At 38.8% G+C, this 9,895-nt stretch carries 19 protein-coding genes; all 19 read left to right on the plus strand.

Annotated features, from left to right (window positions below):
• Positions 1-139: 139 nt before the first annotated feature.
• The 19 genes from ACGLXV_RS14730 to ACGLXV_RS14815 all read left to right on the plus strand — a co-directional run bounded on the left by ACGLXV_RS14730 (position 140) and on the right by ACGLXV_RS14815 (position 9,816).
• On the plus strand, positions 140-457 hold the full coding sequence (locus tag ACGLXV_RS14730; RefSeq protein WP_391559234.1) for a hypothetical protein: 318 nt from the start codon (positions 140-142) through the stop codon (positions 455-457).
• 76 nt (positions 458-533) lie between these two features.
• A complete protein-coding gene (locus ACGLXV_RS14735) occupies positions 534-1,250 on the plus strand; it encodes a hypothetical protein (RefSeq protein WP_391559235.1) in 717 nt (238 codons plus the stop codon).
• A 196-nt stretch (positions 1,251-1,446) separates the two neighbouring features.
• A complete protein-coding gene (locus ACGLXV_RS14740) occupies positions 1,447-1,662 on the plus strand; it encodes a hypothetical protein (RefSeq protein ID WP_391559236.1) in 216 nt (71 codons plus the stop codon).
• A 52-nt stretch (positions 1,663-1,714) separates the two neighbouring features.
• Positions 1,715-2,701 (plus strand): hypothetical protein, encoded by a 987-nt coding sequence (locus ACGLXV_RS14745; RefSeq protein ID WP_391559237.1) that lies wholly within the window; start codon positions 1,715-1,717, stop codon positions 2,699-2,701.
• Positions 2,698-3,786 (plus strand): hypothetical protein, encoded by a 1,089-nt coding sequence (locus ACGLXV_RS14750; RefSeq protein ID WP_391559238.1) that lies wholly within the window; start codon positions 2,698-2,700, stop codon positions 3,784-3,786. The genes ACGLXV_RS14745 and ACGLXV_RS14750 overlap by 4 nt, the downstream gene beginning before the upstream one ends.
• Positions 3,758-4,291: a hypothetical protein gene (locus ACGLXV_RS14755; protein WP_391559239.1), complete on the plus strand. Its 534-nt coding sequence runs from the start codon at positions 3,758-3,760 to the stop codon at positions 4,289-4,291. The genes ACGLXV_RS14750 and ACGLXV_RS14755 overlap by 29 nt, the downstream gene beginning before the upstream one ends.
• Positions 4,288-4,527, plus strand: coding sequence for a hypothetical protein (locus tag ACGLXV_RS14760; RefSeq protein WP_391559240.1), 240 nt, complete (start codon positions 4,288-4,290; stop codon positions 4,525-4,527). The genes ACGLXV_RS14755 and ACGLXV_RS14760 overlap by 4 nt, the downstream gene beginning before the upstream one ends.
• 100 nt (positions 4,528-4,627) lie before the next feature.
• Positions 4,628-4,852 carry a hypothetical protein gene (locus ACGLXV_RS14765; RefSeq protein ID WP_391559241.1) on the plus strand — a complete coding sequence of 75 codons (225 nt, stop codon included), beginning with the start codon at positions 4,628-4,630 and terminating at the stop codon, positions 4,850-4,852.
• Positions 4,845-5,006, plus strand: coding sequence for a hypothetical protein (locus ACGLXV_RS14770; protein WP_391559242.1), 162 nt, complete (start codon positions 4,845-4,847; stop codon positions 5,004-5,006). The genes ACGLXV_RS14765 and ACGLXV_RS14770 overlap by 8 nt, the downstream gene beginning before the upstream one ends.
• A complete protein-coding gene (locus tag ACGLXV_RS14775) occupies positions 5,003-5,782 on the plus strand; it encodes a metallophosphoesterase (RefSeq protein WP_391559243.1) in 780 nt (259 codons plus the stop codon). Before ACGLXV_RS14770 ends, ACGLXV_RS14775 begins: the two co-directional genes overlap by 4 nt.
• A 193-nt stretch (positions 5,783-5,975) precedes the next feature.
• On the plus strand, positions 5,976-6,269 hold the full coding sequence (locus ACGLXV_RS14780) for a hypothetical protein (protein WP_391559244.1): 294 nt from the start codon (positions 5,976-5,978) through the stop codon (positions 6,267-6,269).
• Positions 6,270-6,421: 152 nt separating this feature from the next.
• On the plus strand, positions 6,422-6,949 hold the full coding sequence (locus tag ACGLXV_RS14785) for a hypothetical protein (RefSeq protein WP_391559245.1): 528 nt from the start codon (positions 6,422-6,424) through the stop codon (positions 6,947-6,949).
• Positions 6,950-6,992: 43 nt separating this feature from the next.
• Positions 6,993-7,157 (plus strand): DUF7220 family protein, encoded by a 165-nt coding sequence (locus ACGLXV_RS25790; protein WP_483880584.1) that lies wholly within the window; start codon positions 6,993-6,995, stop codon positions 7,155-7,157.
• A gap of 11 nt (positions 7,158-7,168) precedes the next feature.
• On the plus strand, positions 7,169-7,348 hold the full coding sequence (locus tag ACGLXV_RS14790) for a hypothetical protein (RefSeq protein WP_391559246.1): 180 nt from the start codon (positions 7,169-7,171) through the stop codon (positions 7,346-7,348).
• Positions 7,349-7,599: 251 nt separating this feature from the next.
• Positions 7,600-8,082, plus strand: coding sequence for a pyrophosphohydrolase domain-containing protein (locus tag ACGLXV_RS14795; protein ID WP_391559247.1), 483 nt, complete (start codon positions 7,600-7,602; stop codon positions 8,080-8,082).
• Positions 8,079-8,702 carry a hypothetical protein gene (locus ACGLXV_RS14800; RefSeq protein ID WP_391559248.1) on the plus strand — a complete coding sequence of 208 codons (624 nt, stop codon included), beginning with the start codon at positions 8,079-8,081 and terminating at the stop codon, positions 8,700-8,702. The genes ACGLXV_RS14795 and ACGLXV_RS14800 overlap by 4 nt, the downstream gene beginning before the upstream one ends.
• A complete protein-coding gene (locus ACGLXV_RS14805) occupies positions 8,699-8,878 on the plus strand; it encodes a hypothetical protein (RefSeq protein ID WP_391559249.1) in 180 nt (59 codons plus the stop codon). Before ACGLXV_RS14800 ends, ACGLXV_RS14805 begins: the two co-directional genes overlap by 4 nt.
• Complete coding sequence (gene thyX / locus ACGLXV_RS14810) at positions 8,865-9,617, plus strand: FAD-dependent thymidylate synthase (RefSeq protein WP_391559250.1); 753 nt, start codon at positions 8,865-8,867, stop codon at positions 9,615-9,617. The genes ACGLXV_RS14805 and thyX overlap by 14 nt, the downstream gene beginning before the upstream one ends.
• A gap of 1 nt (position 9,618) precedes the next feature.
• The gene (locus tag ACGLXV_RS14815) at positions 9,619-9,816 is read left to right on the plus strand and encodes a hypothetical protein (RefSeq protein WP_391559251.1); all 198 of its coding nucleotides are present in this window, start codon (positions 9,619-9,621) and stop codon (positions 9,814-9,816) included.
• Positions 9,817-9,895 lie beyond the last annotated feature (79 nt).

The following is a 9,895-nucleotide window of genomic DNA, read 5'->3' on the forward strand; positions in this document are numbered from 1 at the left end:
TTGAAGAGTTATGTTAGCGGAATGGATTTCTTGGGCGGTGAAAGTCCTTTTGAGAATGAAGACGCTGGAAACGTGACAGAAATTAAAGTTGCTAAGAAAGCTAAAGAGCCGACTAAGCACTAATTTAAGGGGGAAGTGAATGAATACAGCATTAAAGATTCTTGCTATTATCGCTATCGTTGTACTGGCAATTGTAGCAATTGGCCTTCTAGCAGTGTACTGGGCATGGGCACTATCAATCTTGTGGGGCTGGTTCCTAGTTCCACTTGGTGTTAAGTCGATTGGTGTAGCACACGCTTATGGCTTCACTTGTATCACTGGCTTAATTCTTGGTACTCGTGGATTGAATACAAATAAAACTGAAGATAAAGATGCATGGAAGAGTCAGATTGTTGTATACTTGCTCTCTCCAATCCTAGCTCTGGGGTTTGGCTATATTGCCTTAGGGTTTATGTAAAGAATTTACGGAAACGTAGATAATACCTCACAATATTGTGAACTTAAATAAATACACACCAAATAGAGAAAATTAAATGACTACGCAAGTAAGCACTTCTGTAATTGTAAAGCAACTTCCTAAGTCCGGTACTCTGGAAACTTTTAACGTTTATGTACTGAATGCTCCTGTATTCTATGCTGCTGTACACCAACCAAAAACAAAATACCAGTCTACTGACAAAGAGTTTAGCCTGACAGCATTTGTGGATGAGGCAACTAAGGACAAATTGCTGGATGAAGTAATGTTGAACAAAGGCTTTGCACTTGTGGGTAAGGACAAGACTACCAAGCCACCACGTCGGATTAAGTATCCTTTGTCTAAAGATGTTGAAGAAGGTAAAACTAACTACGATGTTGTAGAAGGTATGTATGGTTTTGGTCTGGCTAAGCCTGAGTTTAGTAAGAAAGGCAATCCTATGACTGTCAATGTGATTGACAAAGAAGGTCAACCTTTTACTCAGGATATCGGTAATGGTTCTGTCTGCACTCTGAAACTGTTCGGCTACCGTAACCCTGAAGGTCAGCTGACTGTAACTCTGGACACTGTTCAAGTTGTTGAACATGTTCCATATGAAAGCAAAGGGGGTGACGGCAATGTCGTTGATGATGTACTTGGCACTTATGTAGTGAAGAAAGTTGAAGCTAAGGGTACAGGCTTCGCTGGTGAACAAGTGGATGAAGTTAAACCAACTAAAACTCAACTAGCTCCACAACCTGAACCAGAAGAAGAGGATGATTCGCTTCCTTTCTGATCTAAGGAATTCTGCACAAGGATGTGCAACCATTTAAACAAATTAATTTTAGGAGAAGTAAAACATGAATACTGAAACCCTTACGAAACTCTATGAAGCTCTTAATGCAGCAATCGAGCAACGTGATCTTGAAGCTGTAAGTATTTACACTCAAGCAATCCAACGAATTACATTTTTCAATTAAGGGGAAGTAAATATGAACGAACAAGAATTTTTCACTAACATGGTACGTCTACTGTCTGAAGCTGAAAATACCCGACTGAGTGTCAAGGCTCTGCAAGATAATGGTAAAGAAGCTGAGTTGGATGTTAAAACTTTGAAAGCTGCTGCTGCAATGTATGTTAAGAATATCTTTGAAGAGAAGTCTGAAGAGTTCCATAAAGTTAAAGTTGCTTATGAAACTTATTCTTAAATAATAAAGATTAATATTGAGGGCGAAAGCCCTCTTTGTTTAGGGGATAAAAGTGATTGGAGTTTATGACTTAGATTCTGTCAAATATGCAGTCGCAAGTGTTGGTGAGAAACGATCTATTGTTGTAACTCACAAAACAACAGGAACCACTAAAGAATTTGACACGAGGACGCAGTTCTGGGGAAGAGATCGTAAACATTCGGGCGGATGGCTTGCTGATATTAACAAAAGCCGGACTTCACCCTTTCTCCCTGAAGAGTTTGATATCGTTGATGTGCAAACTCCTGAGCCAATTGAGAACGTACTACATTCAGCCAAGCTTACAGTTGAACGAAATGTAGAAGCGTCAAAGGCTGATAGCGTTCAATACTTCATTGGTAAAGGTGATAGTTTCCGGGTAGAACGCAGCACATTACTTGGCTATAAACAACAACGTGATAAGACATTAAAACCTCTCTACCTTGACGAAGTGTCTGATTACCTAACAAGAAAGTTTAAGGCTGAAGTTGTTACTCATTACGAGGTAGATGACCGTGTTGTTATGGAAACTTACAAGCAACCAAATAAGTTTGTCATTGCCTTAGACAAAGATACATATTCCTGTGCAGTCAAATTCTTCAATGTGAATCGTCCACAAGATGGTATTGTAAATTGTGATTGTTTTGGCGGGTTGTACTTAAATGATAAGAACGAAGTTAAGGGTAAGGGTAGGATGCACCTTTACTACCAAATATGTAGTCTTGATGATAGCGACAATTACAAGGCACACTGTTTCTCTGATGTTTATTGGGGGCAAAAGAGTGCTTATGAGGCGCTGAAAGACGCTAAGAATGATAAAGAAGCTTTGGTAGCAATGAAGGGAATTTTTCAAAAGCTCTACCCTGAGCCAAAAGAAGTTATAGGCTGGAGAGGAAACACAATTCTCATTGACTGGCAGTATGTTATGAATGAGATGTGGGACATGGCCCGTATGCATCGTTTTGAAAATGATTTTGTTGTTGGGACTGAGGTATTGAAAAAGATGGGGATTGAAATTTGACAGAAGAAATAAAATGCTACTTGTATTGGATTAGAACAGAGGGAATGACTGATATTTTTACACAAGGTTATGTAGGTATTAGTGTAAAACCAGATTATAGGTTCTCCCAGCACAAAAATAAGGCTAAGATTGGTAAAGTTTATAACAAAGCTTTTCTTAAGGCATTGAAAGATGGGACAGCAATTCAGCAGATTATTTTGATAAGTTCCGTAAGCTATTGTAAGGAAGTAGAAAATAAACTGAGGCCTTTATTTTATATTGGTTGGAATGTGGCTCCCGGTGGAGGTGCTGGAGGGATTTATAAACACGGACTGTCGGGCAGTAAAATAAAAGGCACGTATTATAATATACTAACAAAGATAAGAGAATCTGGTGCTAGAATTTGTGATGAGTGGGGCGATAGTGAAAATGGACTTGTTAAATTCAGTAAGTTTTACGAAGACAACGTTGGTGAAAATCAATGTATATCTATTGCAGGATTAGACTTTATTGGTCCTAACACCGTTAAGATACAAAGTCAGCAGGGAGTTGTTGCAGATACTAAAAGGAGCTTGCTTTTTGAGGGAGATATCTACACTTATAAAGAGCTTGGGGACAAGTTTAATATAAAACCAAATACTCTTGTGTGGCGACTGCGAAGGGGTGAGACTTTAAACCAAGCTTTGCGACTTGAAGACAAACCTAGGCGTACTGTGAAGTTAGATAAGAAAGAGTACATCTACAACGGGAGGTTAACGGAAGAGCAGCTTATTACCTTTAAAAATGACGTAGAGTCTGGTATTCCTTTATTGCGTCTGACAGACAAGTTTGGTATGGATGCAGGGAATTTGAGTAGGGTGGCAGCTAAACTTGTTATTTGTATTCCAAGAGTGTTCATAGAAGACATGCTAGGTGGTGAATTTGAAGTGTTTTCTCATTCGAAGCTTGATTCAGATTCCTATGAATTAGCCAAGGAATTGCTCTTAAATGGTACTCAAAAGTACAAAATAGCAGAGGAACTAGGTATCACACCCTCCTGCATGACAGATGCTTGCAAAAGATTGAAGTGGGGTGAGTATGTCGAACAACAAAGAACCTTGGGGTGAGGGAACACCTTGGAAGAACTCTGTGGCTTTCTTTACGTACCTAAGAGGCTGTCTCCGCAAAGCTTGGTCAAATAATCCTATTAAGCACAACCTGATTAAGAGAGTTCGAAGACAAATTGATAACCCTAATCCCAACGGGAAAAAGAAAACAGTGTTTGGCTTTACCTGCGAACTGTGCCATAATGATTTTGTCTTATCTCAGGGACAGGTTGATCATAAAATACCTGCTGGTAGTCTGAGAAAAACAGAGGACATTCAAGGGTTTGTAGAAAGACTGCTGTACGTAACTGAAGATGACTTGAGATTGATTTGTAAGGGTTGTAATAGTTGTCTCAGTTACGCGGACAAGGAGGGTATAACATTCGAGACAGCAAGGATTGAAAAAGCTGTAATTGAAATATGTAAGAATAAGCAAGACAAACAGTGGCTCTTAAATAAAGGCATCACTCCCCTAGGAAATGCTAAATTGAGACGCCAACAAATCACTGAGGAGATGATGAAATGACTAAAATCACCAAAGAAGTATTGTTCACAGAGCTTAGTATAAAACTTGCAATCATGGATGCAAAACTGGACAAATTGCTTGAATTGGCTATGAAGCCTGAAATCACAATTAAACCATTCATTGAGATTCTCCCTGAAGATATTAAGCGAGCACGAGAGCTGTTCAAAGACCTAGAATCCACTACAGACTATGATTTAACTAAACCTTATGGGTTCACTCATGGTGATGTCAAATGAAAGATTATTGGACAGCGATTTTCTGGTGTGAATTTATTCAGTTTAGTACGATGTTTCACATCTGGACACAACAACTTGGTGTTTAGCTTGAGAGGTGGTTATGGGAACTATCACAGAACTTTTTCCGAAGAAACCTTTTAATGTTGGTGAGATTACAGTTGAAGTTGATCCACTAACATATTGGAAATTACGCAATGAGGTGATTTCTGATGAATTCCACAAGTACAATGCATATGAGAAACAAGAGATTCTAGACACGGTGTTGCAGATGAATTTGGAATTGTATATTTTAGTGGTTAAATTGAAGGAGAGGCTTGGTGAGTAAACTTGAAGACTTTAATAATATTTGGCAACAAGTGAATGATGCATTTAATGAAACTCGGAAATATCCAGAATTAAATGAAATTTCATATCTATTAGCAGATTTTCGAGATTATCTAGGTGATGTTATGGATGATTTGCCGGAGGAAGAAGAGTGAGTAAGAAACATCTAGTAGTAGCGGACACACAAGTAAAGCCAAACCATGACCTAAGTTATATGAGCGCAATTGGTGAATATATCGCCCATAAAAAACCTGATGTTATTGTACATATTGGCGACCACTTTGACATGGAAAGCCTGAGTTCCTACGATAAAGGTAAGAAAAGTTTTGAAGGGCGTCGGGTAGTTGATGATTTGAAGGCTGGTCACGAAGGTATGCGTCTTATGATGGAACCTATATGGCGAGTACAAGAGAACCAGCGTAAAGCAAAGAAGAAAGCTTATAATCCTGAGATGATCTTTTGTCTCGGTAATCATGAGAGCAGGGCTGACCGTTTCGCTAATGACAATCCTGAGTTCACTGGATTTCTTGGCACAGCACAACTTAATCTTGAGCAATATGGTTGGAGTGTTTACCCCTTCTTAAAACCTGCTGTGATTGATGGGATTAACTATGTTCATTACTTGGCTAATCCATTTACAGGCAAGCCCTATGGTGGTAATGCACTTATGCAACTTAAGACTGTAGGTTGTTCTTATGTTGTCGGCCATAAACAATTGCTTGACGTGTGTCTTCGACCTACATTAGACGGTAAGATGCAGATTGGTATCATCAATGGTGCTTGTTATCCGTTCGATGAAGATTATAAGGGGCACCAAGGCAACAACCACTTCAGAGGCTTGACTATGCTTCATGAAGTTGAAGATGGATTTGGTTTACCTTCGTTTGTTTCACTTGATTTTATTATGGATAAATATGGGAAAAGTGCCTAGTTGTATCTTAAAGCTGATTGATCTGTTAGATTCAAACGTGGACACCGATGAGTGCATTAACTTTAAATATAGAAGTAATGCTGATGGCTACTCTCAACCAAGATTAGGTAATCGTAAAACAGTCTACGCACACAGGTTTTCCTACTGTTGGAATAACGGCATTCCTTATGAAGGCATTAAGGATTTATGTGTAATGCACTCTTGCGATAACCCGCAGTGTATAAATCCTAAGCACCTTTCTTCAGGAACTTGGGCTGATAACAACAAAGACAGGGCCAGTAAAACGAGGACTGTAGTCTCTACTAGTCGGCGTAAGCTTACAAAAGAAGATGTTGAGGCAATAAAACTTCGTTACTCTAGTAGTAAACCTCGTGATTCTGTAAATGGAGTTGTTGCTTTAGCAAAAGATTTTGGAGTTGACACAAATTTGATTTACAAAGCAATCAAAGGTGGATATGATGATTGGAGTGAAACTAGGACGGTGTAGGATACGAGGTAAGTAAGTGGAAGACTATAAACTAAAGAACACTGTCAATCGCTTGGAGAATTCGGTTGACAGCTTAACTAAAGAAATCTATAATCTTAAGCAACAGCAACAAGATATGCTTGAACAAATAAAATCATTGAAGGAGAGACTTAGTGATGGTAGTGGAAAGTAGGAAATTTAAAGTAGGTGATAAAGTCATTGCAGTAAAAGATACGCCACAAGTTCCTGAAGGTTTTATTGGCTACATCGTGGAAAATGGCAGCACGTTTGGTTATGCTGTCCGTGGCGAACACAGCGTTGCAACAGAGTATTTTGAAGAGCATGAACTTGAGTTGTTGAGCGTGAGTAAAAGTGTTTGTCTAGAAGGCGTTGTCCATTCTGTAGAAATTAAAGGTACACTTGATCCAGAACACACAGGCGGCTCAGTAAACTACTACAAAGTTCACGTAGATAATCCTACAACACTTCCTGAAGCTTACGATGCTGAAGCTAATGATATTATTGAATCTCTTGGTTTGACATTTGCTGAAGGGAATTTATTTAAAGCAATCTGGCGTATGGCAGCTGATCGTAATGGTAAGAAAAAGAAGGGTAATAACTCTGTTTATGATGCTGAAAAACTGGTATTCTTTGCAGAACGTGTATTAGTGCAGGAGAAGGCTAAGAATGAGTCAAAGTAGAAAAGATTCAATGAAAGAAGTTGCATGTTCTACGTTAATTGGTATGATAGGCAGCTTCTTGATTACAATGATTTGCTTGTCACTATTTACATCATCAATTGGTATTGCTATTTCTAGCACTATCTTTTGCACAGCATGGTCTATAGGACGAGGGTATTGTATCCGTAGATATTTTAATAACAAGACAGTGAAAGAAGTTTATACTTAAGGAGAGATAAAATGAGCGTAATCAATATTAGTAAACAGCGAGCTGAAGAACTTGTAAGCTTCGTTGAGTTTGAGAAAGAACTGTTTATGGATCTTCACGCAGATGTGGATGAAGAAGATTTTGATGCAACCCTTCAAAATTTTAATGATACAATTGAAGTTATGAAATCAGTATTTGAAGCTTTGAATTAAGGAGAATAAACATGATTCGTGCAGTAGTGGGTATAACACAGTACACGACACAGGGTTGGGATAAATACTCTTCATAATTATGAAGAGTATTTCTCAGCACCTACAAAGGAACAGGCTGAAAGTTTGGCTAAAGATCGGATTAAAGAATTGAAAGAATATTGTCGTAAAGGTGATTTTGGTATTACACTTGGTTCATATGATGCTGAGATTATTCGATTTGAAAAAGTAGAGATTATTTAAGGAGAGTTTTGGTGTCAAAGAAAGAATGTATTAAGTTTGGCTATGCAATCGGTAATCAACCTGCAATGGGTGACCACTGGGAAGTTTGGAAGCAAGTGAAAGCCCAATCCAAACTTATTCTAGAGGAAGTGAATGAACTTGAGGATGCTTGTTCTGATGAAGATCTTCTAGAAGTATTGGATGCTGTAATGGATATCAAATATCTGAATACATACCTTGAACATCTGTTGGAAGCTTACGGTTGCAAAACTAAGCTTGCTTGGGAGACAGTGTGTTCCAACAATGCTCAGAAGATTACCACCAGCTACACTTACGCACAAAGCAGTAAAGAATATCTGGAATCTCGTGAGGATGGTGAATTCTATATTGATGAAACTTTGTTTGAAGGTGAGCGTCTGTACACTGTGAAACGTAGTTCTGATAACAAAGTTCAAAAACTGAAGAGCCATGTTAGACCTGAACTAGAGCAATGCATCCCGGAAGAATTTCGATGAAAAAGAAGTTAATTTATGGTATTGGTATAAACGACTCCACTGAGCCTGTGAGTTGGTGGGAGCCGAATGGTGTAAGGGGGCGTTGTAAAATATACTCTAAGTGGGTTTGTATTTTACAGCGTTGTTATACGGAGTATGGTCTGTCTAAAAACCCAACTTACTCAGGCGTAACCATCTGTGATGAGTGGAGATATCTTACTAAGTTTAAGAGTTGGGTTCAGAGTCAGGCATGGGAGGGTTTGGATTTAGACAAAGATATTCTCAAGGAAGGAAATAAAATCTATTCGCCTGAGACATGTTGCTTCGTACCTAAGTTTCTAAACATATTTTTGAAAGATAACAAACGTGGTGAGTTTCCGTTAGGTGTGCATATGGTTTATAATGGGAAGTTTAAAGCACAATGCAGGGTGGACGGTAAAGTAAAATGCTTAGGAACTTTCAAAACACCAGAACAAGCCCACAAGGCGTGGCAAAGAGCAAAGGTCATTGAAACAGAGAAAGTCCTTAATTCGTACAGTGTGATGGATTGCTTTAGGACTGACGTTGCAGAATCTATCTCTACATCTATTTGGAAACTCAGACTAGATTTAGCTAGTAATAAGGAGTCACTTAAGCTATGATTCACGCACATGTTCCAACTAATCGACCAAAGCTTATCTGGCAAGACATCATAAAGTCTAAAGAAGACTATACAAACCTAGCTAAGTCCGGTATGATGTACGTCTACTTTCCAGACATTAGTTGGAAAGAAGTTGAAGAATATTTGAATAAGGAGAAGCAAGTTGTCACAGATTAAAGTAGAATATATTAACCATTGTGGTGATGACCTTTCTGTAGTGGATGCAGCACGATGCTCTTTTGATAAGCAAAGTAGTTGGGAGTACCCTAATCAGTTTCCAGAAGTAGATTATCTTGATCCAAGCAGTCGGTTTTACCGCGGCGAGATTGGGGGTTTTCAACGGCTGAAACTCTCTGATGAAAAGCTTATTAAGTACCTAGCAAATCATAAACATTACTCTCCGTTCAATCACAGCTTTATTAGTGTTCGGGTAAAGGCCCCTGTATTTGTTGCCCGCCAACTTGTAAAGCATAAGTTCATGCCTTGGAATGAAGTGAGTCGGCGGTATGTAAAAGGGGAAGTTGAATTCTATACTCCTGAGTCGTGGCGTAAAGCTGCTGAGAATGTGAAGCAAGGTAGCAGTAAAGATGAAACTATAAACCTAGATATTATTGATACTCTGACAAACGACGAAGGCAATTGCATTTATCGTCCAGATGAAGTAAACAAAGCAGCATTTGAAACTTATAACACTTTGCTTGACCTTGGAGTTTGTGCGGAAGAAGCTAGGATGGTGTTGCCTCAATCAATGATGACGACATGGATATGGAGTGGTACACTGGGGGCCTTCTGTGATATGCTTGTTCTTCGCCTTGATGAACATACGCAATATGAAACACGAGTAGTTGCACAACAAGTAGCAGAGATTGTTAAAGAGTTGTTTCCAGTTTCGTATAAAGCACTTGTGGAGAAATAAGATGTCTTTCAAAAACAATGAAGACTACAATATTGAATTCTTTATCCTTGAAGTTGCATCGTTGATGGCAATTAGAGAGGGCACCGCTCACAGGGAGGCTCATGTAAAGATTCTTGAAACATTGTCAGAGTGGATATATCTTTACGAAGCCGGCCTAGATGCTAAGAAATCCTATAACAAATTCAAGGAAACAGTATGAATTACGAAAAGTTTTGTGAAGTACAACAAGAGGCTTGGGATAACTTCCTAGATATTTTTGCACAATCAGCCCTTAACCG

Source organism: Robertmurraya sp., assembly GCF_036676585.1.
In the GTDB taxonomy this organism is placed as follows: domain Bacteria; phylum Bacillota; class Bacilli; order Bacillales; family Cytobacillaceae; genus Robertmurraya_A.

What these genes read in the sequence shown, in the direction of transcription:
- ACGLXV_RS14730 (WP_391559234.1), top strand. Translation starts at nt 140, where the DNA reads ATGAATACAGCATTAAAGATTCTTGCTATTATCGCTATCGTTGTACTG.
- ACGLXV_RS14735 (WP_391559235.1), top strand. Translation starts at nt 534, where the DNA reads ATGACTACGCAAGTAAGCACTTCTGTAATTGTAAAGCAACTTCCTAAG.
- ACGLXV_RS14740 (WP_391559236.1), top strand. Translation starts at nt 1,447, where the DNA reads ATGAACGAACAAGAATTTTTCACTAACATGGTACGTCTACTGTCTGAA.
- ACGLXV_RS14755 (WP_391559239.1), top strand. Translation starts at nt 3,758, where the DNA reads ATGTCGAACAACAAAGAACCTTGGGGTGAGGGAACACCTTGGAAGAAC.
- ACGLXV_RS14760 (WP_391559240.1), top strand. Translation starts at nt 4,288, where the DNA reads ATGACTAAAATCACCAAAGAAGTATTGTTCACAGAGCTTAGTATAAAA.
- ACGLXV_RS14765 (WP_391559241.1), top strand. Translation starts at nt 4,628, where the DNA reads ATGGGAACTATCACAGAACTTTTTCCGAAGAAACCTTTTAATGTTGGT.
- ACGLXV_RS14780 (WP_391559244.1), top strand. Translation starts at nt 5,976, where the DNA reads ATGCACTCTTGCGATAACCCGCAGTGTATAAATCCTAAGCACCTTTCT.
- ACGLXV_RS25790 (WP_483880584.1), top strand. Translation starts at nt 6,993, where the DNA reads ATGATAGGCAGCTTCTTGATTACAATGATTTGCTTGTCACTATTTACA.
- ACGLXV_RS14790 (WP_391559246.1), top strand. Translation starts at nt 7,169, where the DNA reads ATGAGCGTAATCAATATTAGTAAACAGCGAGCTGAAGAACTTGTAAGC.
- ACGLXV_RS14800 (WP_391559248.1), top strand. Translation starts at nt 8,079, where the DNA reads ATGAAAAAGAAGTTAATTTATGGTATTGGTATAAACGACTCCACTGAG.
- ACGLXV_RS14805 (WP_391559249.1), top strand. Translation starts at nt 8,699, where the DNA reads ATGATTCACGCACATGTTCCAACTAATCGACCAAAGCTTATCTGGCAA.
- ACGLXV_RS14815 (WP_391559251.1), top strand. Translation starts at nt 9,619, where the DNA reads ATGTCTTTCAAAAACAATGAAGACTACAATATTGAATTCTTTATCCTT.